This window comes from Pseudoalteromonas sp. SR43-2, assembly GCF_014163885.1.
Lineage (GTDB): Bacteria > Pseudomonadota > Gammaproteobacteria > Enterobacterales > Alteromonadaceae > Pseudoalteromonas > Pseudoalteromonas distincta.
The window spans coordinates 63,269-86,559 of sequence record NZ_JACJED010000022.1 but is presented as its reverse complement, the minus strand read 5'-3'; the positions used below and the strand labels follow the sequence as shown (position 1 = coordinate 86,559).

The following is a 23,291-nucleotide window of genomic DNA, read 5'->3' as shown; positions in this document are numbered from 1 at the left end:
TGAGCATGAGCATGAGCATGAGCATGACGAACATAACAACCTAGTTGGTCACCCAAAGCAAATTACAGCATTTTTAATGGGATTTAATTCGCCTTTGTACACATTACAAATTAGGCGCAATATAAATCAATATAAGCAAGAAGCTTTACTTGGCATTATGCCAACCGTAACACTTAAAGAGTTATGGGAAATGCTCGCCATAGTAGAAAAAATACTATTGCTATTCTCAGCTGTTGTCGTGTTAGTAAGCTTACTTGGCATGTTAACAACATTGCTTGCGAACCTGAGTCAGCGTCGTCGCGAACTTGCTATATTGCGCTCAGTAGGCGCTCGCCCTTCGCATTTATTTACACTTATAAGTATTGAGTCATTACTGACAACTTTACTTGGTTGCCTAGTAGGTAGTGCGCTTTATTACTTAGTTATTTTTTCAGCTGGCGGTTACTTACAAAGCCATGCTGGTATAAGCGTAAATATCACAATGCTCTCTTACTATGAACTGGGCTTAATCGGGGTTATTATGGCCGCAGGTTTTATTATTGGCTTAATACCCGCTACTCGCGCTTATTTTTATTCACTCAGCGATGGCATGAGTATAAAAGCATAATTTTTAGGTATTTTATGACATTTTTTAAAACAGCTTTTCAATACATTGCTGCTATTAGCTTATTATTTATAAGCGTAGCGAGCTATGCCAATCCACCAAAAGAAATTTTTTGGGAAGACTTAATTCCCAAAGGTCATATGCAAATAGACACTCAAGCACAAGCTAATCACGAAGGCAGCGATCAAAACTGGGTGCAACCCGATTTAGATGCTCCAGTGGTAAAAGCGCTTGATGGTCAATCGGTAAGTTTGCCAGGTTTTGTTGTGCCACTTGAGGGCGATAGCGAAGTCATTACTGAGTTTTTACTCGTGCCTTATTTTGGCGCCTGTATACACGTACCACCACCACCGCCAAATCAAATAGTCCATGTAACGATTAAAGGTGGTGTGCCTATAGATAGTCTGTACGACGCAATCGTTGTAACCGGAATAATAAGCACAGAAACATGGTCAGGCGAAATAGCGCAGGTAGGATATAAAATGAAAGCAGTCGGTGTAGCACCGTTTGAGCTTTAAAATGAAGGGCCCGCTTTTAAAGCTGGCCCTTAAATCTCATTAAATTTAGAATCGATAAAATTTAAATAACTAAATATTTAAATAACTACTTTTGGCAATTTGAGCAAAAAATAGTACTGCGTTGCCCTAATCTAATTTCTTCTAATTCGTTTTCGCACGTCATACATGGCTTGCCTTTGCGCCCATATACTAATAACTCTTGAGCAAAATACCCAGGCTTACCATCACTTTGTGCAAAGTCTTTAAGCGTTGTACCACCTTGTGTAATAGCCGCTGCAAGAGTGTCTTTTATAATAGGGATAAGTGCTTGATAACGTTTGAGCGATACTTTTCCCGCTTCTCGCTTTGGATGTATACCCGCTTTAAATAATGATTCATTCGCGTAAATATTACCAACACCAACAACCACTGCGTTATCCATAATAAACTGCTTTACCGGTACTTTTTTATTGCGCGATTGTTCGTACACGCGTTTAGCAAAAAAATCATCGGTAAGCGGCTCAGGACCAAGCTTAGAGAGTAGCTTATGCACCTCACCGGGCTCTTGCCATAAGCAACAACCAAAACGACGAGGATCGTTTAAGCGCAGCGCTTTACCGTTGCCAAAAATAAATTCTACATGGTCGTGCTTTTTTAAAGGCTCACTTTTATCTACAACCCGCAAATTGCCCGACATACCTAAATGTAAAATAGTGCTCCCAAGCTCACAGTGTAAAAGTAAATATTTAGCTCGTCGCTCAATACTAGTAACAGTTAACCCTTCAAGTTGATACACATCATCGGGCACTGGCCAGCGCATACTGGCATTGTAAATATTTACCTTTGTAACAACTTGGTTTTGTACGTGGGGAGTGATGCCCATTCGGCTCACTTCTACCTCTGGTAATTCAGGCATTAATTAGACTCACTTTGTGAAAAATCAAAACTAGGGAATAACTGCTGAGCAGTTTTTAAATCGAGTGCGAGTATTCGCTGGCTTCTCTTTTCGAGTAAATAATATTGTCCATCGCCTTTATAGAGCAAATAAACCCACGGCATACTTTCGCCAGCTAACTCAAATGTAGCAACGTATAAAGGTGCATTTGGATTAAAAACAACAGACTCATTAACCCCCATTAGCGCCGCGCTTTGCCATTGGTTAACTAAATCACTAAGCTGCTGCTCAGACGCTTTCCACACGAGCGGTATATCTTTTTGTAGTGGTGTTGTACGCCAACTTGTTCCTATTCGCTCAATTTTTTGATCAACAAATTGCAGTGTAAGTACAAAACTTTGCTGGGGGAGTACAGCTTGTAACGCTGGTTTATCCTCCCCTCCTAAAAATTGCTTATGCCAGCCATTTAAAAAGAAGATCATAATCAACATCGAAAATATTATAACGTTGTTCCAACCTTTACGGCCCAGTCGCATATAAATACACCTAGTAAATTCAAGATTTTAAAGTGTAACTAAAACTTAATTGCGCTGTCTATATGTTAAAGGCCGCAGACTTTGTTAGAATATCGACAAATTTAAAGGAGTTCCGTCAATGTCTATGTATGTAGTGGGCCATAAAATCCCAGATTCAGATTCTATTTGTGGTGCAATTGCACTGGCTTATTTAAAAAACCAAATTGATGAGCCAGCAATTCCAACTCGTCTTGGTGAAGTTTCACCTGAAACTCAATTTATCCTTGATAGATTTGGTTTTGAAGCACCAGAGCTTAAGTTAAGCTACGCTGGTGAAGATGTGTATATTGTAGATCACACAGAAAAAACACAAGCGCCTGATGATATCGACCAAGCTCGCGTTGTTGGTGTGGTAGATCACCATAAATTAGGTGACTTAACATCATCGACTCCGCTTGAATGTTGGATTCGTCCTGTTGGTTGTTCAAACACTATTATTAAAATGATGTATGACTTCTACAACGTAGAAATCCCTAAAGACATCGCTGGTATCATGATGTGTGCAATTTTAAGCGACACAGTTATATTTAAATCGCCAACATGTACCACAGCCGATATTAAATGTGTTGAAGCGCTAGCTGAAATTGCAGGCATCGAAGACTTTAAAGAACTTGGTATGGATATGTTCCGCGTTAAATCTGCGGTAGAAGACACACCAGCACGTGATTTAGTAATGCGTGACTTTAAAGATTTCAACATGAACGGTAACCTAGTAGGCATTGGCCAGCTAGAAGTAATCGACCTTGCTGTTTTTGACGATATTAAAGCAGACCTTGCAGCCGATATTGCTAAGCTAAAAGTTGAGGGCAATCGCCACTCTGTATTTTTACTGCTTACCGATATAATGAAAGAAGGCTCAGAAATGCTAATTGTATCTGACGATGCAAACTTAGTTGAGCAGGCTTACGGTGTAAAACCAGAGAATGATAAAGTATGGTTAGATGGTGTACTGAGCCGTAAAAAGCAAGTAGTACCACCACTACAAGATGCATTCACAAAAATCTAATGATACCAATTTTATTAAAAACATGATTATTTTATCGCATTAAATAAATCACTAGTTTAATGCTATTGGTATAACGTTTTTTGATTTAAAAGCCTTGTTGGTTATGCCAACGAGGTTTTTTTATGTCAATTCGCTAATCATAGTTTAAAAACAAAAAACCCAGCCTAAGCTGGGTTTTTAAATTCTAAAAGAAGAACTAAAATTACTTAATTTTAGCTTCTTTAAAAAGAACATGTTTACGAATCTTTGGATCAAACTTTTTGATTTCCATCTTCTCAGGCATGTTACGTTTGTTTTTGTCAGTAGTGTAGAAAAAACCAGTACCGGCAGTTGAAACTAAACGGATTTTATCGCGCATGATTCAGATCCTTAAACTTTAACGCCGCGAGCACGGATTTCTGTAAGAACCGTGTCGATGCCTTTTTTATCGATAATACGCATACCTTTAGTAGTAGTGCGTAATGTTACAAAACGTTTTTCACTTTCAACCCAAAAACGGTGTGTTTGTAGGTTAGGTAGGAAACGACGTCTAGTCGCGTTTCTCGCGTGTGAACGGTGATTACCAACCGCTGGACGCTTACCTGTAACTTGACATACTTTAGACATGTCTATATATCTCCAATAACTTCGCTCGAGCTTAATTTAATCTAAGGCCGTGTATTTCCGCCCTAGAGATAAATCGAAGGGCGCTCTTTATACAGCTTTTACAGGCAAAGATCAAACACTGATCTATCCAATCAGCTCATATATGTAAATTTGATAGCGGCTAATTATAAAGATCGAATGCCCTTAGGGAAAGTAAAAACTGCATTTAAATTAAACTAATTTGCCAAAACACGTTAAACAGCTCATTTTTAACACACTTATGTGTCTGACAAAGCTAAATCAGGCCTCGCTCGGCAAACGAAACACAGGTTTCTCCACCAACAATGATGTGATCGAGCACACTTATGTCGACCAATTGCAGTGCTTGCTGCAATTTATTAGTAATAAGTTTGTCTGCTTGGCTCGGTTCTGCAATACCACTTGGGTGATTATGCGCAAAAATAACAGCGGCTGCATTATTTTTAAGGGCAGCCTTTACCACTTCACGCGGATACACACTGGCAGAATTAATTGTGCCATAAAAAAGTATTTCGTCTTTTACTAATCTATTTTGGCTATCTAGGTATAACACCATAAATACTTCTTGTTGCAAGCCTCGCATTTGAATTGTTAGATAGTCATAAACTGAGTTTGGCGAATTAAACACTGCATCTCGTTGGCAACGCTCCTGCATATAACGTTGGCTTAGCTCTAATACAGCTTGTAGCTGCACATACTTAGCGGTCCCTAACCCCTTTTGAGAGCAAAACTCCTCAATACTGGCATTAAACAAATTATGTAGGGTTTTATTTTCATTTAATAGATGCTGAGCCAACTCAATTACATTCATTCCCGGTAACCCTGTTCTTAAAAATATGGCAAGGAGCTCAGCATCAGTAAGCGCTTTAGCTCCTTTGGAGATGAGTTTTTCACGAGGTCGAAGTGAGTTTGGAAGTGAAGTAAGTTGCATTGTTCATCCTTGAGAGGCGAAAGTGTCTTATAAATGTAATGCAAATTTAAAATTTAGCCTGTTATTTCGAATTAAAAAACTTCGCTGTACGGGTAAAGATTTGTTATTTTAAGCCCAATATTTAATAAAAACTGATGAACATTCATGACTAACTTAACAAACAAAAAAATTGTACTAGGTATTACCGGCGGTATTGCAGCTTATAAATGCGCAGAACTCGTTAGGCGATTAAAAGACGCTGGTTGTGAAGTAAAAGTAGTTATGACTGAATCAGCTAAACACTTTATTACACCACTGACCATGCAAGCCGTTAGTGGAGAAACAGTCTCTGACTCATTGCTAGACCCTTCTGCTGAAGCTTCAATGGGGCATATTGAATTTGCAAAATGGGCTGACTTAATTTTAGTTGCCCCAGCTACCTGCAATATTATTGCAAAAATGGCAGCCGGCATTGCTGACGACCTACTAACGACGTTACTGCTAGCAACGCCTGCAAAAGTAGCTGTAGCACCAGCCATGAACCAGCAAATGTATGCACACGCAGCTACACAAGCAAATTTAGCCACATTAAAAGCACGTAACGTACTTATTTGGGGCCCAGGTAAAGGTGAGCAAGCCTGTGGCGATATCGGCGCTGGGCGAATGTTAGAGCCACATGAGCTAGTTGCACTATGTACAGCAAAAGAGCAACCGCAATTACTTGCAGGAAAAACAATTACAATAACGGCAGGCCCAACGCGAGAGCCTCTCGATCCGGTACGTTTTATATCAAATCACAGCTCTGGAAAAATGGGTTATGCACTGGCAGAAGCCGCTTTGCAATTCGGTGCTAAGGTTAATTTAATTTCGGGCCCTGTCACTATAAAAGCCCCTACTGGCGCAAACCTTATTAATATAGAAAGCGCTGAGGAGCTATTAACTGAGTCACTTACCTATGCACCACAATCTAATGCTTTTATAGGTTGCGCTGCTGTTGCGGATTATCGAGCTGCAAACATTGCGACTCAAAAAATGAAAAAGCAAGGCGACGAACTCACTCTTACTTTAACTAAAAACCCTGACGTAATTGCAGCTATTGCAAACCTTACACAAAACCGCCCTTATACGGTTGGATTTGCCGCCGAAACTCAAAATGTAGAAAGCTATGCTAAAGGTAAACTACAAAATAAAAATCTAGATATGATTTGCGCTAATGACGTATCAAAAAGTGGCTTAGGGTTTAATTCCGATCATAATGCTTTAACACTGTACTGGCACAATGAACAACTAGAATTACCAACAACAAGTAAAATAGAAATAGCTCGCAAGGTGATCGAACAGCTGGCTAAACATCTATAAAAAGGCTGGAAACAAACTGAATAAAACATTAACATACGCCAATCATTTGAACAAAAAATGACTAGGGTTCTTAACTGCGCCACTAAGAATAACTAATAAAAAGGAATGTTCATGCCTGCGACAAAAAGAAGTAATCGCAAAGAGCAAATACTGCAAGCACTCGCACAAATGTTAGAAACTAATTTAGGCCAACGTATCACCACAGCAAAACTAGCTGCTGAGGTGGGTGTGTCTGAAGCCGCGCTATACCGTCATTTTCCGAGCAAGGCGCGTATGTTTGAGGGCTTAATTGAGTTTATTGAAGATACCCTTTTATCTCGTATAAATATTATTATTGAAAACGAAAAAGAAAGCCAAACGCGCATTTATAACATTCTATTATTACTTTTAACCTTTGCTGAAAAAAACCCAGGTATTACTCGTATTTTAACGGGCGATGCTCTGCAAGGTGAGCAGGAACGTTTACGCGAACGTGTACAAACCTTGTTTGAAAAACTAGAAACTCAGTTTAAACAAGTGCTTCGTGAGCGCAAATTACGTGAAGGTAAAAACTTTCAAAGTGATGAGCTTACACTTGCAAACTTTTTACTTGCCTACGTTGAAGGCAAAATGAATCAGTTTGTACGTAGCGACTTTAAAGCAAAACCAAGTGTTCAATTTGAAAAACAATGGCTTGAGCTACAAAAAATTTGGCTGTAATGTTTGCTAAATTAATAAATTAAATACTAAAAAACGACCTGCGGGTCGTTTTGTCGTATGTAGCTGCCATTTATCTGATCCGCTCGAATTATGAACCAAACTCGTTACAATGAAACAATGTCATAATACGAGAATCAATAATGAAAACAAAACTCACCTTATTAAGCACGGCACTCTTTGCCAGCTTAACTAGCACCGGCATACACGCCAAAGAATCGCTACAATTTAAAGACGTATTCAGTTTTAAATCAGCTAAAAGCACACAACTATCTGACAATGGTCAAGTACTCACTTTTAGTGCAACGCCGTATCGTGGAAATGCAACTGGTCAAGTTTACTCACTACAAAGCAATACACTCATCGCAGAAGTAGAACGCGGCACTAAGCCTCATATTAATAAAGCCGCTAACTGGGTCGCTTTTACACAAGTACCTACATTACTTGAAATAGAAACAACCAAAAAAAAAGACACACTTAAAAACAATCTGGTACTCGTAAACACACAATCAGATGCCCAACAAGGCTTTGCTGATGTAAAAGATTACACGTTATCTGATGACGGTATGTGGCTTGCTTATCGTTTAAATAAAAAAGACGATGACGCAAAAGTAGAAGATAAAACCGATAGCACTAAAAACGAAGAAGACAACGCTATCACGCCCGATAAAAAAGATAAGAGCTATGCGCTTGTTATCGTAAATTTATCTGATAAACGCACTCATACAATAGAAAACGTATTTAGCTACGCTATTAACTCAGCTAACAGCCAGCTATTAGTGAGTCAAAGTTACAGCGATGGTAATAACAACCAAATAGCGTTAATTGAGCTCAGTGACTTTAATAGCAGCGTATTAATTGAAGAACCGGGCGTAATCGCAAATAAAATAGCGTGGCACCCCACTGACAATATTGCAGCGTTTGCATTGGGTAACTATGTAAATGATGACACGCGCCGCCGAAGCTACACTTTACAGCTATATAAAAACGAGAAGCTCTCAACTATAGATTCACCTAATAAAACATGGACTCTAGGTAAAACAGCCACCCTTGAATGGTCAGAAAATGGCGAGCGCTTATATTTTGAAAACCATCCAAAATTAGCAGCTAAAGTAAAAGCTAAAGAGTATACCGACGAAGCCTCACTATACGACTTTGATACCATACGTGAGCATAAAGGTCTTAATGTATGGCACAACAACGATGCGCAAATAAAACCACGTGAAGAGCAGCAATGGAACGAAGTTAATAAAAATCGCCATTACAGTGCGGTGTATCACGTTAACTCGCAAAAAGTTGCGCAACTTAGTACACCAAACATGCCCGAGGTTGCACTAAACCCTCAGCGAGATGTGTCTTTACTTGGCTCATCTAACATCCCCTACCTAGAAAAAATAATGTACGGCGGTTTTTTTGCTGATTACTTTGCAGTAAATATAAATACCGGTAAACAAACTCCAATTATAAGTAACTACCCGTTTAGACCGAGCCTTGCCCCTAATGGTGAGTTTGCAGCTTATTTTAGCGATAGCCAAATACAGTTAAAAGATTTAAAAAATAATAAAGTAACACCGCTTACAAAAGCGATTCAGGCAACCTTTGCTGATGATAAACACGACTACCCATCTACTCAACCTGGTTATGGTTTTGCAGGTTGGATGACCGATAGCAGCCAAGTGCTTGCTTATAGTAAATACGATATTTGGGCGTTTGATGTAAAAACTAAGCAAGCTAAACGCCTAACTAATGGTAAGCAAAGCAATACGCAGTACCGTGTTATTAAGCTTGATAAAACCAGAGTGGGCTTTAAAAAAGGCGATACATTACTTGTCTCTGCTATTAACTTACAAACTAAACAAAGCGAAGTTGCAAAGCTCGACTTAACCACTAACACACTAACTAAGGTGCTTAGCGGTGATAAACGCTTTGATATGGTTAAAAAAGCCAAAAAGGCTGACAAGTACTTATTTACCTCGCAAACTTATAGCCAATTTCCTGATTACTACCAAACAGATTTTAGCTTTAGTTCACCAAAACAAGTGACCACGCTAAACCCACAAATTAGTAATTTTGCCTGGGGCGAAAAGCCAGAGCTGATAAGCTATAAAGGTTTTGATGGCGAAGACTTACAAGGCGTACTAATAAAACCTGCGGGATATAAAAAAGGCGATAAAGTGCCTGTGGTTGTGTATTTTTACCGTTACATGAGCCAGCGTATGTTTGATTTTCCAAAAATGGAATTAAACCATCGCCCTAATTTCCCTATGTTTACCTCAAACGGTTATGCGGTATTTTTACCTGATATTCGTTTTGAAATAGGTCACCCGGGTAAATCGTCAACGCAAACCATGATAAACGCCACCCAAAAATTAATAGATTTAGGCATAGCCGACCCTGATAAAATAGGTTTACAAGGCCACTCTTGGGCGGGCTATCAAAGTGCGTTTATGATAACCCAAACAGATATGTTTAAAGCGGTTGTATCTGGCGCGCCAGTATCAAACATGACCAGTGCTTATAGTGGCATACGTTTAAAATCAGGTCTTGCTCGTCAGTTTCAATACGAAACAGGGCAAAGCCGTATAGGTAAAAACTTATTTGAAGCACCAGAACTGTACATAGAAAACTCACCGGTGTTTTTTGCAGATAAAGTAAATACCCCTATTTTAATTATGTTTGGCGATAAAGACGATGCAGTGCCTTGGCACGAAGGCGTGCAGTACTACTTAGCACTTCGCCGCGCTGGTAAAGATGCAACCTTTTTACAATACGAAGGTGAACCACACCACTTGAAAAAGTTTCCTAATCAGGTCGATTTTTCAGTACGTATGATGCAGTACTTTGATCATTACTTAAAAGGCAAACCAGCTGCAAAGTGGATGACACAAGGCGAAGCATTTATAGAGGAATAGATATAGCATTTATTCAGAGCTCTACGTAAGCGATAACGGCGAGCTCTGCGTCAATTAAATCAAGGCGAGGCATATTACATTTAAGTAATCAGTCACTACCTAGTCCTTCATACCTTTGAAAAATGCTGTAATGATCTTTAAACTTTTATAAACACCACCGTATATAAGCGTTTTAATCAAAGTAAAAAACTATAATAAAAGCCTAATATAAGTAATAATCACTAAATTCAGAGGCTAAAGAGTCGTTCATTATGCTAGGTTTTTGGTACAAAGAGTTTCCACAATACCCAAAAGACCATAAGGATTTTTGGCGTACTCGCTTAATAGCCCACTCTTTACTAATAACTACATGTTACTTTTTAGTTTTAACACTCCTCAATCTTTTTTATTTTAAAAGCTATGACATTGCTTTAATTGATGCCTTAGGACTTACGATATCGTTAGGTATTTATACTTGGTTTAATAAAACAGCCAACGTAAATGCAGCAGCGTGGGCTGTTACCCTTATGGTCGTTAGCTTAATAATGATGTTTGTGGTTTCTGTAGGTGGGCATGCGCATTCTTTATTTTGGGCGACGTTAATCCCGCCTTTTAGCTTTTTTTTAGTTGGAAGAAACTGGGGAAGCCTATTTAGTGCAGTCGCTTTTGCTATTTGTGCGTATCTTGTGTATTTACAACAACAGCAAACTGTAACAATTGGCTTAGGCTCTTTATTTAATCTTATAGAAGTAAGCCTTGCTCATATTTTAATTTTTAGGTTTTACGAAAAAACACGGTTTTCGGCATACACTCGATTATCTATCCGTAACTTAGAAATTCAACACTTAGCAGAAACCGATAAGTTAACGGGGCTTTATAACAGGCAAAAATTTGATTTTGAATTATCACAGTTAATTGCTAAAAATGACGTTTTTAAAACCCCACATTGCTTACTTATTTGCGATATAGACCACTTCAAAAATATAAACGATACCTACGGGCATTTGGTTGGTGATAACGTGCTAACTGAATTTGCAAAAATATTAAAAAGCCGTATGGGAAATGACGCACTTATTGCGCGATGGGGTGGAGAAGAATTCACTATTATTTTATCCAACACCTCTTTAAATGATAGCGCTAAAAAAGCCGATGACCTGAGAAAGTATATTGCCGAAAACACAGTTACAAATGTAGCATTTACTATAAGTATTGGATTAGCAACGATACAAAAAGACGATACAGTGCTAAAACTACTGGAGCGGGCTGATACAGCGCTATATAAGGCTAAAAATAATGGACGCAATAAAGTATGTGTTAGCGATAACGATTCAACCGTTATCGCTCAATCAACTTACTTAAATAGGTTTATAGCCTAAACTTAAGCGTGCTGCCCACAAGCAAATCCACAGCTCCACGCATATTGGAAGTTGTAGCCTCCAAGCCAACCTGTTACGTCAGTTACTTCGCCTATAAAGTATAGGCCTTTAGCTTTTTTAGCTTCAAAGGTTTTTGAGCTCAACTCGTCAGTATCTACACCGCCCAATGTTACTTCTGCTGTTCTATAACCTTCTGTGCCATTGGGTTTAATTTGCCACGCATGAATATAATTTACTAACTCATTTATTTGAGCATGGGTAAGCTGATTAATATTACAATCTGGTATCGCTTTGCTTTCGTGCAGTATTTCTATAAAGCGTTTAGGTAAAATAGTCGCAAGGCTATTTTTTAACGACTTTTGTGCTTGCGTTTCTCGCCAATCAGCAAGTTGCTGCCTTAAATCAATTTCAGGTAATAGGTTTATAGTTACAGCCTGCCCTGCTCGCCAAAATGAGCTTATTTGCAATATTGCTGGGCCCGATAACCCTCGGTGAGTAAAGAGGATGTTTTCTTTAAATACGGTGCCGTCTTCGCTTGAAACTTCACAAGGAATGCTAATTCCCGAGAGCCCTTCAAAACGCTCTTTATCATGCTGATGCAAAGTAAACGGCACAAGTGCAGCCATAGTTGGTAACACGCTTAAGCCAAACTGCTCTGCAATTTTATAACCTATTGGTGTAGCCCCTAGTTTTGGCATAGTTAAGCCACCTGATGCTATAACTAACGACTCACAGCTTAAGGTTTCTTGCTCTGTGGTAACGCTATAGCCGGTTTCGGTTTTTGATACGCTGATCACTTCACTGCGTAGTTTTATATTTACCCCGGCCCACTCACATTCGGTCAGTAAAATATCAACAATGTCTTGTGCATTGTTATCGCAAAAAAGCTGACCTAATGTTTTATGGTGATACGCCAAGCCATGTCTGTCTACCAGCTCAATAAAGTCATGCTGTGTATAGCGACTTAAACATGATTTAACAAAATGAGCATTTGCGCATAAGTAGTTATCAGGGGTTGCGTTTTCATTTGTAAAATTACAACGCCCACCACCACTTATTAAAATTTTACGACCTGGTTTTTTTCCCATATCAAGTACTGTAACGCTTCGGCCACGGTATCCAGCTTGCGCTGCACACATTAATCCTGCTGCTCCCGCACCTATTACAATTACATCTACTTGACTCATTATTTTACCCTACTAAAAAATTTTTCCGATTATAGCAAAGTTTGATAGCTAACAACGTAGCATTTAAATTATTAGCAATTACACAACAAAAACGCATCAGTAATAAGTCGGGAATAATTACTCGCACAACAAACCAACCCTTTATACTTATTTTTAATTTATATGACAAATACTAAACAACGAGTAAACCGCTAAAAACCTGAGTTATAACTAAATGAAAGAGGTACATAATAAATTGATATTTTAACCTAGTTAACAGATCGTTTACTTTTGTTCCCGCATCGTGATCCTACATCACGAAATAATAAATAAAAATCTAGGGATAATTATGACAACAAGTAAAACTTTTAAAAGATGTGCAATTGCAATTACAGTTAGTACGCTTTTTGCTGCAACATCTGGCATGGCTCAATCAGTTTCAAGTTCAATGGCTGAAACATCGGCTAAACTACAAAGCCAAGGCGGTTTCGAAACTCAGTTCATTATTAAATATAAAAATAATAACGAAATGGCGAGCCTCTCAACTGCAGACGCAAGCCCAGCTAGCATGAAAAAGCGCGCACAAAGCTTTGTTAAAAACTTCGCTTCTAAAAAAGGCAAAGTAAAAGCAAAATACGTTCGTGCAATGGCACTTAATAACCACCACGTAATGCGTGCTGATAAAAAATTAAGTGCGGCAGAGGCCCAAGAGTTTATGCAAGAAATGGTTGATTCTGGCAATGTTGAATACATTGAAGTGGATCAAATGTTAAAGCCGTTTTCAACTCCTAACGATCCACGTTTTGATGACCAATGGCACTACTACGAGCAAGCCGGTGGTTTAAACTTACCGACCGCATGGGATACCGCAACGGGTAGCGGTGTAGTTGTAGCTGTACTAGATACGGGCTACCGCCCTCATGCTGATTTAAACGCTAATATTTTACCGGGTTACGATATGATCTCTAACCTTTCGGTAGCTAATGACGGTGGTGGTCGCGATAGCGATGCACGTGATCCAGGTGATGCAGTTGCTGCGAATGAATGTGGCACTAACGGTGCACAAAACTCTAGCTGGCATGGCACGCACGTAGCCGGCACAGTTGCTGCGGTAACCAATAACGGTGAAGGTGTTGCAGGCGTAGCTTATAACGCAAAAGTAGTGCCTGTTCGTGTACTCGGTAAGTGTGGTGGTTTAACCTCTGATATTGCAGACGGTATTATTTGGGCATCTGGTGGAAGTGTTTCAGGTATTCCTGCTAACTCAAACCCTGCTGATGTAATTAATATGAGTTTAGGTGGCAGCGGTTCATGTAGCTCTACAACTCAAAATGCAATTAATACAGCACGTAGTAACGGCACTGTGGTAGTTATTGCTGCAGGTAACGATAACGATAACTCAGCAAACTACAATCCAGGTAACTGTAACGGTGTAGTAAACGTAGCCTCAGTGGGCCGTAATGGCGGCAGAGCTTATTACTCAAACTACGGTAGCAATATTGATGTTGCAGCACCAGGTGGCGCTCAAAGCTTTGCAAACGACTCTGAAGGCGTTCTATCAACTTACAATTCAGGTTCGTCTACACCTTCAAGCGACAGCTATGGCTTTTCACAGGGTACATCAATGGCTGCGCCCCACGTAGCAGGTGTTGCGGCACTTATTAAGCAAGCAAAGCCAGATGCAACGCCTGACGAAATAGAAAGTATTTTAAAATCAACTACCCGTTCGTTCCCTGCGACATGTACTAGCTGTGGTACGGGTATTGTTGATGCAGCCGCAGCTGTTGCAGCAGCAAGTGGCGGCACTACTCCACCTACAGGTGGCGATAGCGAGCTTATTAATGGTGAAGCTAAAACAGGTTTAAGTGGGGCTGCAAATGCACAAGCATTTTACACGATGACAGTACCAAGCGGTGCAACTAACGTAACATTCACTATGAGTGGTGGTACTGGCGATGCTGATTTATACGTACGTGCAGGCAGTAAACCTACAACTACTACCTATGATTGTCGTCCATATAAAGGCGGTAATAGCGAAGAGTGTTCTATTGATAACCCTACTGCGGGAACTTACCACGTAATGCTTAACGGCTACTCTGCGTATTCAGCTGTTAGCTTGGTAGGTAATATTACTGGTGGTTCATCATCGGGTGGCGGTTCAGGTACTCCACAAGCAGGCGGCGGCACTATAAGCGATGTGTCAGCCAATACTGGGCAGTGGAAACATTACACGTTAGATGTACCAGCTGGAATGAGTACGTTTACAGTAACAACATCGGGTGGCAGTGGCGATGCTGATTTATTTGTAAAATACGGTAGCCAACCAACAGCAAGCTCATACGATTGCCGCCCTTATAAAAATGGCAATGCAGAAACATGTACATTTACTAATCCACAAGCAGGTACTTGGCACTTAAGCGTTAACGCTTATAGCACTTTCTCTGGTTTAACGCTTAGCGGGCAATACCAACCGTAATTTAAAGTTTGAGTCTTTAATAAAAAAACCGATGTTGTTCCAACATCGGTTTTTTCAATAATAACTAGCTGATTAGTTAAAGCTAAAATCTACACTTTATTACTGTTATAGCTTCTCTAATACTGATTCTGCGCGGCTTACAACAAACTCTTTGTCTTGTTCTACAAATAAACCAGTTACTAGCGCATTTTCAATAATCATAGCGTAGCGCGTTGAACGTATACCACCAAAACTAGCAGTATCTTTATCAAGCCCTAACGATTTAGTGAAACTTCCATCGCCATCCCCAAGCATTGTAATTTCTTGCGCGTTTTGTGAGTCACCCCATGCTTTCATAACAAATGCATCATTAACAGATACACAGTAAATAGCATCAACACCTTTTGCTTTAATTTTATCAGCAAGGGTAATAAACTCAGGTAAATGGGCATTTGAACACGTTGGAGTAAACGCACCAGGTACTGCAAATAACACGACTTTTTTACCTTCAAACAATTCTTTATTTGTAAGAGATTGCATACCGTCGTCAGTTAATTGCGTTAACGTCACTGCTGGTAATTCTTGGCCTTGCTCAATCATGGTAATTCCTTGAAAAGATTAATACAGAATAAGTAACAATCGTACTACGTAGCCTACTACTAGGTATAAAAAGTACGGCTAACTTAGTAGCTCAAAATAGCCTACCATAGAACGAAGAATACGCGCTGTATTAAGGTAAATTCAAATCATTTATAAAACTTGAAAAATCATTACCTAGCTTTTCATCTCGCAGACTGTACTCAACAATTGCTTTTAAGTAACCTAACTTATCTCCACAATCGTGAGAGCGACCACTCATATGAAATGCTTCAACGGTTTCTTGTGCCATTAATGCGTCAATAGAATCTGTAAGTTGTATTTCACCGCCAGCACCTACAGACGTTTTTGCAAGTAGAGGCCAAATATTCTTACTCAGTACATATCGCCCTACAACAGCTAGATTAGAAGGCGCTAAATCTGCATCAGGTTTTTCAACCATTGCTTTAATTGCAGCACTTTTACCTGGCATTAACTCAACACCGTTTATATCAGCAATACCATATTTACTAACGTCTTCTTTAGCTACCGGCTCAAGCATTATTTGGCTTGCTTGAGTTTCTTTAAAGCGTTTAATCATGGCCGCTAAGTTTTCAGTTTCTTGATCCGCAGTATAGGCATCAAGTATCACATCTGGCAGGAGCACAACAAAGTTGTTATCACCAACTATTGGTTTAGCGCATAAAATAGCATGTCCAAGCCCTTTAGCTTCACCTTGGCGTACACTCATAATAGTTACATCATTTGGACAAATAGAGCGAATTTCATCTAATAAAGCTCGTTTAACACGCTTCTCAAGAGTCGCTTCTAGTTCATAACTTGTATCAAAGTGGTTTTCGATTGCATTTTTAGAGCTATGCGTAACTAACACAATATCTTTAATACCAGCGGACACACATTCGCTGACAATATATTGAATTAGAGGCTTATCGACTATTGGGAGCATTTCTTTTGGGATAGCTTTTGTCATAGGGAGCATTCTCGTCCCTAAGCCAGCTACTGGAATTACAGCTTTCATATCTGTCCTTAGTGATTAAGTTTGTAAATAATATCAATTCACTTAATTAAGTGATCTATTTTTAGGATGGAAAAACGTCTTGATAGCTAGGCAAAAAATTCGCTACTTAGTTGTTCTAAATGAGAATTTTTTAACACAGGTGCGACACATTTAGCCCCGCAAAATAATTAAGTATTATTGCGTATTGGTACAAACTAGCAGATACAAAATAGATACCAGCTGAATAAAGTTACCTCTTTTGAAGAAGTAAATTTGAAGCTGTTTATTAAACAGAGACTCTACATTTTTGGTTATTTAAAATGAGCAGGTAAGTTATGAAGTTTATTAATGATTTTGTTGTGGGGTGAGATTACATTAGCTAAACGAAAAAAGCCTGGGTTTGCTATAAATAACAAACCCAGACCAATAAATTTCTAACTAAAGGTCGCGTTACAAAACCTTTTTATAATTAAAGACCTGCACGCTCTTTAATTACTGCAATAAGCGGTGAGCTGGCAAAATTCCCTTCAGCCCAAGCAATATCAGCACCATCTGTTAACGCACTTTTTGATAAGTTTTTAACTATATACTCACCAGTATCTACTGCATTACTAGCAACAGCATGACGTAATAAGTTATTACCATTACATTGTACTGCATCATAAATATTACGAATTTTTACACGAGAGCTTTTAAGCTTGCTGCGTAATCGGTTTTTATCGTCTGCCGCAATATATTCACAAATAGATACTGCTAATTGATCTTCAGCATTTACAGGTGCTGTATACGAAAACGAACTAACAGCTACAACGGCAGTAAGTGCAACTAGCTTTGGTAATTTAAACATGACAAACCCTTTATAATACTTTGTTCTTATATAGACTATCGAATATTATATCAATCTATCAAAATTTACGCAATAATGTTAACGTTCTTTATATAAAGTTACGAATTTATAACTAGATAAATTCTTGTCATCCGGATGGTTTTCTTGCTCTTCTTTCACGTACCAATTAGCAACTTTATTGTAATCAGGAAACTGTGTATCGCCTTTAACATCTAAATCAATAAAAGTTAGATACAGGCGCTCTGCTTTTGGTAAAAATTGCTCATAGATATTACCACCACCAATAATCATTACTTCTTCAGCAGTAGCAACGAGTTCTAATGCGGCATCTGGCGTAGTTACTACTTCAATACCCTGTGCAGTATATTCGCTGTTTCGAGTAATAATAATATTACGGCGCCCAGGTAATGGACGGCCTATAGACTCAAAAGTTTTACGACCCATGATCACAGGCTTACCCGTAGTGACCTTTTTAAAATGCTGAAGATCTGCAGGTAAATGCCATGGCATTTTATTATCTAGACCAATTACACGGTTATTTGCCATTGCTGCTATCATTGAAATTATCATAATAAACACCTAGTACTTTATTCTTAAACAAAGAAAAAGGAGCATAAGCTCCTTTTTAGTAAATTCTATTTAATTAACGCTCGTAGACAACTTCTACGTCGTAATCATCTTCATCCCAGTCATCCCAATCATCATCATTGCCCTTACCTTTAGTGGCTTTTTCATGATAGGTATCCCACTTAAATTCAACTTCTTCATCTTCCACTTGTACAAACTTCTCTTTAGGCATGCTATCAAGTAGTGTCATTATGTTGTGGATTAATGGTTGAGTGTTAAGTTTATTAATTGCTGAAATGTGATAGATATTTTCAGTTTCGCCCAGCTCTTCTGCAATCGATTCGCATAACGCTTTTGCTTCATCCTCTGGTAATAAATCTATTTTGTTAAATACTAACCAGCGTGGCTTCTCAGCTAATTTAGGGCTGTATTGGTGCAGTTCGTTAATAATCGAAAACGCATTATCAACAGGGTTTGAACCATCTACCGGCATTACATCAATAATGTGTAATAACACACGACAACGCTCTAAATGTTTCAAAAAGCGAATACCTAGGCCTGCGCCATCAGATGCACCTTCAATTAGACCCGGAATATCGGCTATAACAAATGATTTATTTGCTTCAGGACGTACTACACCTAAATTAGGAATAAGCGTCGTGAATGGGTAATCAGCTACTTTTGGTCTTGCTGCAGATACACTGCGGATAAACGTAGATTTACCGGCATTTGGTAATCCAAGTAAACCAACATCAGCTAATAATAGTAACTCTAATTTTAAGTTACGTACTTCACCTGGTGTGCCTAATGTTTTTTGACGAGGTGCTCGGTTAGTACTTGATTTAAAACGCGCATTCCCCAAGCCGTGGAAACCACCTTTTGCAACCAAAATTCGTTGACCATGTTGCGTTAAATCGCCAAGTCCCTCTTGGGTATCAACATCCATGATGCGCGTGCCTACAGGCACCATAACAAATAAGTCATCAGCTTTTCGGCCTGTACAGTTACGGCTACGACCGTTAGTACCACGTTCAGCTCTATGGAAGCGCTCAAACTGATAATCAATTAAGGTATTTAAGTTTTCATCAGCTTGTAGATAAACACTACCACCGTCTCCACCGTCACCGCCGTCTGGTCCACCATCTGGAACATATTTTTCACGACGGAAAGACACGATGCCGCTGCCACCGTCTCCAGCTTCTGCGCGAATTTCTACTTCATCTACAAACTTCATGATTACTCACTTTAGGGATTGGCTTGTTTAATAACTCTATTATATACCCAAGCCAGCACAAATGCAGGCTTGGGTATATATTGGCTGACTACAAAACAAAAAACCCCGCAAAGGCGGGGTTTTTAACTACCTTACTGATTACTCAGTTACGATAGTTACGTATTTACGGTTTAAAGGACCTTTTTGTTCAAACTGAACTTTACCATCTGCTTTTGCGAAGATAGTGTGGTCTTTACCGATACCTACGTTAGTACCAGGGTGGAAACGAGTTCCACGCTGACGAACAATGATGCTACCCGCTAGAACTGATTCGCCACCAAAACGCTTAACACCTAGGCGTTTGCTTTCTGAATCGCGACCGTTACGAGTACTACCAGCTGCTTTTTTATGTGCCATTTCTAAGTACCTCTAATTAAGCGCTAATGCTAGTGATTTTAACTTCAGTGAACCATTGACGATGGCCCATTTGCTTACGAGAATGCTTACGGCGTCTAAATTTAACAACCTTAATCTTCTCACCGCGACCATGTGAAACAACCTCAGCTGTTATCTTGCCACCGTTTACGACCGGTACACCGATCTCGATTTTCTCACCATCAGCAACTAAAAGTACTGAATCAAATTCTACTGCCGCACCAGTTTCAACGTCTAATTTTTCAAGACGAATCGTTTGACCTTCAGTCACACGATGCTGTTTACCACCACTTTGGAAAACCGCGTACATAATTAACTCCGTCTGTGCACCCTCAAATCGGCGCAACTAAAATATTCTTCGATAGGGCGCGAAGTTTACGCTAACGCGAAATAACTAGCAAGCCTATTTTGTAATTAAAATGAATAAAAAGTAGCTGCTTTGAGAGCAATTCAATATTTACCCCATTTTATATTAATTGGCCCTTTTGCCAAGCGCTTTTTAACTCTTAGCCGAAATAAATTAATGTACTCAAATATGACCCTCACAGCTCAATATCTAAGCACACCATAAACTGTATATTGATTATCAATTAATCAGTTATCTTGGCTAATTCAGTCTAAATTAAGTACTTTAATAGTGTTTTTTCAATCAATCGTCACAAAATATCGAGCTAGTGCATTTTTTGTTGTACAATCTGCGCCGTTCACACATAAAAATTGGCTCGGAGATCAATGGATATAAAAGCTATCCAGGCGTTAATCGAAAGCGATATGAATGACGTCAATCAACTTATACATGCGCAAATGCGCTCAGATGTGGCGTTAGTTAATCAGCTTGGTTTATATATAGTTAGCAGTGGCGGCAAACGCGTTCGTCCAATGCTGGCTATTTTAGCAGCCAAAGCGCTCGGTTATCAGGGTAAAGATCACATAACACTTGCAACAATTGTTGAGTTTATCCATACAGCAACGCTATTGCATGATGATGTTGTAGATGAATCAAACTTACGACGTGGCACGCCTACAGCAAATGCTGAATTTGGTAATGCTGCTAGCGTATTGGTTGGTGACTTTATTTACACTCGCTCATTTCAGCTTATGGTTGGCCTTGGAAAAATGCAGATTATGCAAGTACTTGCCGATGCAACAAACATTATTGCTGAAGGTGAAGTATTGCAGCTGATGAACTGCAATGACCCAGATACGACTGAAGCCAGCTATATGCAGGTTATTTACTCTAAAACGGCTAAATTATTTGAAGCAGCTACAGGCCTTGCTGCCATTATCACAGAGCAAGACCAAGCGACACTTGATGCACTAAACCTATACGGTATGCATTTAGGTACTGCGTTTCAACTAGTAGATGACGTACTCGATTACAATGCAGATGCTGAGCAGCTAGGTAAAAACATTGGCGATGATTTAGCTGAAGGCAAACCAACCCTTCCGCTTATTTATGCTATGCAACATGGTAGCGAGCAGCAAACACAGCTTATTCGTGATGCAATAGAGCACAGTAATGGTATGGAGCATTTAGAGGAAATTTTAACTGCACTAAAACAAACTAATGCGCTTGAGTTTACAATGCAAAAAGCAGAGCTTGAGGCCGAAAAAGCCATTGCCTGTTTAGACTTTTTAGCTGAGTCTGACTATAAGCAAGCACTTATAAGCCTTGCCCGTATTGCGGTTGACCGCGACCACTAGTTTTAACTAGTTACACAGTGTGACATTAATTCTGAGCAATAAAAAAGCCTGCAAATGCAGGCTTTTTTATATACCAATTTTATCAAAACATTAAGCATTCTTTCGGGCTAAATAACTCATTAGCTGCGTTAAATATTATTTATATAGAACAACTATACATCGTAGTATTTGCCTTGCTAACGAGCTATTTATCCATCGTAATAACTGCTCATTTATTTAATGCTATTGGTATCGCTCAAACCGGCTATTACGCCATGAAATCAACACCTTCTTTGATGTCTTTTTTCAGAGTTTCAAGCATGTCATTTTTTGCTTTTGTTTCAAATGCGCTTAGTTCGCCGTAAGAAAGAATTTCTTCTACTCCGTTTTTACCTAAACGTACTGGATGTGCAAAGTACTCTGCATCGCCATTTTCAACAGCAACGTAAGCGTAATCTACAACTTCTTCACCTTGTAGGCCTTTAACTAAAGACATACAAAAACGAGCTGCAGCAGCACCCATAGATAGCGTAGCTGAACCACCGCCTGCTTTAGCATTTACAACTTCAGTACCCGCATTTTGGATTCGTGGAGTAAGTGCAGCAACTTCTTCATCAGTGAAAGAAACACCTTCAACTTGAGAAAGTAGAGGCAGAATAGTTGTGCCTGAGTGACCACCAATTACTGGTACTTTTACAGTTGCTACGTCTACGCCTTTAAGTTCAGCAACAAATGCTTCTGAACGAATAACGTCAAGCGTAGTAATACCGAATACGCGTTTAGCGTCGTAAGTACCTGCTTTTTTGAATACTTCAGCAACAATTGGAACTGTGCCATTTACTGGGTTAGTAATAATACCTACTAACGCTTTAGGACAGCTGGCAACAATGCCTTCTGCTAACGTTTTGATGATGCCAGCATTTACATTGAATAAATCAGCACGATCCATACCTGGTTTACGCGGCATACCCGCTGGGATAAGAACGATGTCAGAGCCTTCAAGCGCTTTATTTAAATCGTCTGCGCCAAAGCCTGCAACTTTAACATCTGTTGGGATGTGAGAAAGGTCAACCGCAACACCTGGTACTACTGGTGCAACATCATAAAGTGATAATTCAGAGCCAGCTGGTAAGCCTGTTTTTAATAATAAAGACAACGCTTGGCCGATACCGCCTGCAGCACCTAATACAGCAACTTTCATTGGAATTCTCCGTAATTTGAGGTAGGAAACATTTGTGGCTCTTAAGATAATGAAATTAGCGACTAAAAACAAATTTATCCTGTCTATTTCAAGTATATTTTCGACCATAGTCGTAAACTTATGTGATTTAACGCATCAAACTGGCAAGTTAACTAAACAACTGCTGCATAATTATTCATTTTTGTGTAGAATTTGCGGCATAAATAACAAAAACGAATAAAGACTATGCAACCACAAGATAAACAAGAAGCACTGGTAAAAGCATTTAAATCACTATTAAAAGAAGAAAATTTTGGCTCTCAAGGCGAAATAGTTGATGCGTTAAAAGATCAAGGTTTTGACAATATAAGCCAAAGTAAAGTTTCACGCATGTTAAGTAAATTTGGCGCTGTACGTACACGTAATGCCAAGCAAGAAATGGTTTACTGCTTACCTGCTGAAATGGGTGTACCTACGGCTAAAAGCCCATTACGCCAATTAGTAATCGACATTATGCACAACGAAATGATGATCATCATTCGTACCAGCCCAGGTGCTGCTCAGCTTATTGCACGTTTATTAGATTCATTAGGTAAAGCAGATGGCGTACTAGGAACAATTGCAGGCGACGATACTATTTTTATCGCTCCGGCTAAAATATCTGAAATAGATGTAACACTTGAACGCGTTCGCATTTTATTTGATACGGTTTAATAGC

Annotated in this window: 24 protein-coding genes; 10 read left to right on the top strand and 14 right to left on the bottom strand. The window is 39.2% G+C overall.

All coding sequences use genetic code 11. From position 1 onward, the window contains the following. Both H5120_RS16985 and H5120_RS16980 read left to right on the top strand, forming a co-directional pair. On the top strand, positions 1 to 607 hold a 607-nt coding region (locus tag H5120_RS16985), incomplete at its 5' end, for an ABC transporter permease (protein WP_182675581.1). 14 nt (positions 608 to 621) lie between these two features. Next, on the top strand, positions 622 to 1,122 hold the full coding sequence (locus tag H5120_RS16980) for a DUF3299 domain-containing protein (RefSeq protein WP_004335523.1): 501 nt from the start codon (positions 622 to 624) through the stop codon (positions 1,120 to 1,122). A gap of 85 nt (positions 1,123 to 1,207) precedes the next feature. On the opposite strand, the gene mutM is transcribed toward H5120_RS16980, so the two are convergent. After that, positions 1,208 to 2,017, bottom strand: coding sequence for a bifunctional DNA-formamidopyrimidine glycosylase/DNA-(apurinic or apyrimidinic site) lyase (gene mutM, locus H5120_RS16975; protein WP_182675580.1), 810 nt, complete (start codon positions 2,015 to 2,017; stop codon positions 1,208 to 1,210). Then, positions 2,017 to 2,532: a hypothetical protein gene (locus tag H5120_RS16970; RefSeq protein WP_004335529.1), complete on the bottom strand. Its 516-nt coding sequence runs from the start codon at positions 2,530 to 2,532 to the stop codon at positions 2,017 to 2,019. The genes mutM and H5120_RS16970 overlap by 1 nt, the downstream gene beginning before the upstream one ends. 118 nt (positions 2,533 to 2,650) lie before the next feature. Here H5120_RS16970 and H5120_RS16965 point away from each other — a divergent pair, with 118 nt between their 5' ends. Continuing rightward, a complete protein-coding gene (locus tag H5120_RS16965) occupies positions 2,651 to 3,577 on the top strand; it encodes a manganese-dependent inorganic pyrophosphatase (RefSeq protein ID WP_004335532.1) in 927 nt (308 codons plus the stop codon). 202 nt (positions 3,578 to 3,779) lie between these two features. Here H5120_RS16965 and rpmG read toward each other — a convergent pair whose 3' ends face one another. From rpmG to radC, 3 genes are all read right to left on the bottom strand, one after another. Beyond that, a complete protein-coding gene (rpmG, locus tag H5120_RS16960; RefSeq protein ID WP_004335545.1) occupies positions 3,780 to 3,935 on the bottom strand; it encodes a 50S ribosomal protein L33 in 156 nt (51 codons plus the stop codon). Positions 3,936 to 3,946: 11 nt separating this feature from the next. Further along, positions 3,947 to 4,183 carry a 50S ribosomal protein L28 gene (gene rpmB / locus H5120_RS16955; RefSeq protein ID WP_004335549.1) on the bottom strand — a complete coding sequence of 79 codons (237 nt, stop codon included), beginning with the start codon at positions 4,181 to 4,183 and terminating at the stop codon, positions 3,947 to 3,949. 274 nt (positions 4,184 to 4,457) lie between these two features. Then, on the bottom strand, positions 4,458 to 5,132 hold the full coding sequence (gene radC / locus H5120_RS16950) for a DNA repair protein RadC (protein WP_024590645.1): 675 nt from the start codon (positions 5,130 to 5,132) through the stop codon (positions 4,458 to 4,460). 144 nt (positions 5,133 to 5,276) lie between these two features. On the opposite strand from radC, the gene coaBC reads away from it, so the two are divergent. The 4 genes from coaBC to H5120_RS16930 all read left to right on the top strand — a co-directional run bounded on the left by coaBC (position 5,277) and on the right by H5120_RS16930 (position 11,433). Continuing rightward, a complete protein-coding gene (gene coaBC, locus H5120_RS16945; protein WP_182675579.1) occupies positions 5,277 to 6,470 on the top strand; it encodes a bifunctional phosphopantothenoylcysteine decarboxylase/phosphopantothenate--cysteine ligase CoaBC in 1,194 nt (397 codons plus the stop codon). Positions 6,471 to 6,581: 111 nt separating this feature from the next. After that, the gene (gene slmA, locus H5120_RS16940) at positions 6,582 to 7,169 is read left to right on the top strand and encodes a nucleoid occlusion factor SlmA (protein WP_004335558.1); all 588 of its coding nucleotides are present in this window, start codon (positions 6,582 to 6,584) and stop codon (positions 7,167 to 7,169) included. A gap of 140 nt (positions 7,170 to 7,309) precedes the next feature. Further along, a complete protein-coding gene (locus H5120_RS16935; RefSeq protein WP_182675578.1) occupies positions 7,310 to 10,078 on the top strand; it encodes a prolyl oligopeptidase family serine peptidase in 2,769 nt (922 codons plus the stop codon). Positions 10,079 to 10,329: 251 nt separating this feature from the next. Then, positions 10,330 to 11,433 carry a GGDEF domain-containing protein gene (locus tag H5120_RS16930; protein WP_182675577.1) on the top strand — a complete coding sequence of 368 codons (1,104 nt, stop codon included), beginning with the start codon at positions 10,330 to 10,332 and terminating at the stop codon, positions 11,431 to 11,433. A 2-nt stretch (positions 11,434 to 11,435) separates the two neighbouring features. Here the strand turns inward: H5120_RS16930 and H5120_RS16925 are convergent, their stop codons facing one another. Further along, a complete protein-coding gene (locus H5120_RS16925; protein ID WP_024595536.1) occupies positions 11,436 to 12,620 on the bottom strand; it encodes an NAD(P)/FAD-dependent oxidoreductase in 1,185 nt (394 codons plus the stop codon). 328 nt (positions 12,621 to 12,948) lie between these two features. Here H5120_RS16925 and H5120_RS16920 point away from each other — a divergent pair, with 328 nt between their 5' ends. After that, positions 12,949 to 15,075 carry a S8 family peptidase gene (locus H5120_RS16920; protein ID WP_002957741.1) on the top strand — a complete coding sequence of 709 codons (2,127 nt, stop codon included), beginning with the start codon at positions 12,949 to 12,951 and terminating at the stop codon, positions 15,073 to 15,075. A 105-nt stretch (positions 15,076 to 15,180) separates the two neighbouring features. Here the strand turns inward: H5120_RS16920 and H5120_RS16915 are convergent, their stop codons facing one another. The 7 genes from H5120_RS16915 to rplU all read right to left on the bottom strand — a co-directional run bounded on the left by H5120_RS16915 (position 15,181) and on the right by rplU (position 20,020). Next, positions 15,181 to 15,654 (bottom strand): peroxiredoxin, encoded by a 474-nt coding sequence (locus H5120_RS16915; protein ID WP_024594812.1) that lies wholly within the window; start codon positions 15,652 to 15,654, stop codon positions 15,181 to 15,183. 130 nt (positions 15,655 to 15,784) lie between these two features. Next, entirely contained in the window at positions 15,785 to 16,669 is an 885-nt protein-coding gene (gene galU / locus H5120_RS16910) for a UTP--glucose-1-phosphate uridylyltransferase GalU (protein ID WP_024594811.1), read from the bottom strand. Between the two features lie 448 nt (positions 16,670 to 17,117). Beyond that, positions 17,118 to 17,495 (bottom strand): DUF3718 domain-containing protein, encoded by a 378-nt coding sequence (locus tag H5120_RS16905; RefSeq protein WP_024594810.1) that lies wholly within the window; start codon positions 17,493 to 17,495, stop codon positions 17,118 to 17,120. Between the two features lie 78 nt (positions 17,496 to 17,573). Next, complete coding sequence (gene folA / locus H5120_RS16900) at positions 17,574 to 18,065, bottom strand: type 3 dihydrofolate reductase (protein ID WP_138489689.1); 492 nt, start codon at positions 18,063 to 18,065, stop codon at positions 17,574 to 17,576. A 73-nt stretch (positions 18,066 to 18,138) separates the two neighbouring features. Continuing rightward, the gene (gene cgtA / locus H5120_RS16895) at positions 18,139 to 19,296 is read right to left on the bottom strand and encodes an Obg family GTPase CgtA (RefSeq protein ID WP_002957746.1); all 1,158 of its coding nucleotides are present in this window, start codon (positions 19,294 to 19,296) and stop codon (positions 18,139 to 18,141) included. Positions 19,297 to 19,434: 138 nt separating this feature from the next. After that, positions 19,435 to 19,692 carry a 50S ribosomal protein L27 gene (gene rpmA, locus H5120_RS16890; RefSeq protein WP_002957747.1) on the bottom strand — a complete coding sequence of 86 codons (258 nt, stop codon included), beginning with the start codon at positions 19,690 to 19,692 and terminating at the stop codon, positions 19,435 to 19,437. Positions 19,693 to 19,708: 16 nt separating this feature from the next. Then, positions 19,709 to 20,020 carry a 50S ribosomal protein L21 gene (gene rplU / locus H5120_RS16885; protein WP_182675576.1) on the bottom strand — a complete coding sequence of 104 codons (312 nt, stop codon included), beginning with the start codon at positions 20,018 to 20,020 and terminating at the stop codon, positions 19,709 to 19,711. Positions 20,021 to 20,442: 422 nt separating this feature from the next. Between rplU and ispB the strand changes: the two genes are divergently transcribed. Then, a complete protein-coding gene (gene ispB / locus H5120_RS16880; RefSeq protein ID WP_024596483.1) occupies positions 20,443 to 21,414 on the top strand; it encodes an octaprenyl diphosphate synthase in 972 nt (323 codons plus the stop codon). Between the two features lie 247 nt (positions 21,415 to 21,661). Here ispB and mdh read toward each other — a convergent pair whose 3' ends face one another. Next, positions 21,662 to 22,594 (bottom strand): malate dehydrogenase, encoded by a 933-nt coding sequence (mdh, locus tag H5120_RS16875; RefSeq protein ID WP_002957751.1) that lies wholly within the window; start codon positions 22,592 to 22,594, stop codon positions 21,662 to 21,664. A 225-nt stretch (positions 22,595 to 22,819) separates the two neighbouring features. Here mdh and argR point away from each other — a divergent pair, with 225 nt between their 5' ends. Then, positions 22,820 to 23,287: a transcriptional regulator ArgR gene (argR, locus tag H5120_RS16870; RefSeq protein ID WP_002957753.1), complete on the top strand. Its 468-nt coding sequence runs from the start codon at positions 22,820 to 22,822 to the stop codon at positions 23,285 to 23,287. Positions 23,288 to 23,291: the final 4 nt, after the last annotated feature.

Coding starts and splice junctions, on each gene's coding strand:
- H5120_RS16980 (WP_004335523.1), top strand. CDS start 622: ATGACATTTTTTAAAACAGCTTTTCAATACATTGCTGCTATTAGCTTA.
- mutM (WP_182675580.1), bottom strand. CDS start 2,017: ATGCCTGAATTACCAGAGGTAGAAGTGAGCCGAATGGGCATCACTCCC.
- H5120_RS16970 (WP_004335529.1), bottom strand. CDS start 2,532: ATGCGACTGGGCCGTAAAGGTTGGAACAACGTTATAATATTTTCGATG.
- H5120_RS16965 (WP_004335532.1), top strand. CDS start 2,651: ATGTCTATGTATGTAGTGGGCCATAAAATCCCAGATTCAGATTCTATT.
- rpmG (WP_004335545.1), bottom strand. CDS start 3,935: ATGCGCGATAAAATCCGTTTAGTTTCAACTGCCGGTACTGGTTTTTTC.
- rpmB (WP_004335549.1), bottom strand. CDS start 4,183: ATGTCTAAAGTATGTCAAGTTACAGGTAAGCGTCCAGCGGTTGGTAAT.
- radC (WP_024590645.1), bottom strand. CDS start 5,132: ATGCAACTTACTTCACTTCCAAACTCACTTCGACCTCGTGAAAAACTC.
- coaBC (WP_182675579.1), top strand. CDS start 5,277: ATGACTAACTTAACAAACAAAAAAATTGTACTAGGTATTACCGGCGGT.
- slmA (WP_004335558.1), top strand. CDS start 6,582: ATGCCTGCGACAAAAAGAAGTAATCGCAAAGAGCAAATACTGCAAGCA.
- H5120_RS16935 (WP_182675578.1), top strand. CDS start 7,310: ATGAAAACAAAACTCACCTTATTAAGCACGGCACTCTTTGCCAGCTTA.
- H5120_RS16930 (WP_182675577.1), top strand. CDS start 10,330: ATGCTAGGTTTTTGGTACAAAGAGTTTCCACAATACCCAAAAGACCAT.
- H5120_RS16925 (WP_024595536.1), bottom strand. CDS start 12,620: ATGAGTCAAGTAGATGTAATTGTAATAGGTGCGGGAGCAGCAGGATTA.
- H5120_RS16920 (WP_002957741.1), top strand. CDS start 12,949: ATGACAACAAGTAAAACTTTTAAAAGATGTGCAATTGCAATTACAGTT.
- H5120_RS16915 (WP_024594812.1), bottom strand. CDS start 15,654: ATGATTGAGCAAGGCCAAGAATTACCAGCAGTGACGTTAACGCAATTA.
- galU (WP_024594811.1), bottom strand. CDS start 16,669: ATGAAAGCTGTAATTCCAGTAGCTGGCTTAGGGACGAGAATGCTCCCT.
- H5120_RS16905 (WP_024594810.1), bottom strand. CDS start 17,495: ATGTTTAAATTACCAAAGCTAGTTGCACTTACTGCCGTTGTAGCTGTT.
- folA (WP_138489689.1), bottom strand. CDS start 18,065: ATGATAATTTCAATGATAGCAGCAATGGCAAATAACCGTGTAATTGGT.
- cgtA (WP_002957746.1), bottom strand. CDS start 19,296: ATGAAGTTTGTAGATGAAGTAGAAATTCGCGCAGAAGCTGGAGACGGT.
- rpmA (WP_002957747.1), bottom strand. CDS start 19,692: ATGGCACATAAAAAAGCAGCTGGTAGTACTCGTAACGGTCGCGATTCA.
- rplU (WP_182675576.1), bottom strand. CDS start 20,020: ATGTACGCGGTTTTCCAAAGTGGTGGTAAACAGCATCGTGTGACTGAA.
- ispB (WP_024596483.1), top strand. CDS start 20,443: ATGGATATAAAAGCTATCCAGGCGTTAATCGAAAGCGATATGAATGAC.
- mdh (WP_002957751.1), bottom strand. CDS start 22,594: ATGAAAGTTGCTGTATTAGGTGCTGCAGGCGGTATCGGCCAAGCGTTG.
- argR (WP_002957753.1), top strand. CDS start 22,820: ATGCAACCACAAGATAAACAAGAAGCACTGGTAAAAGCATTTAAATCA.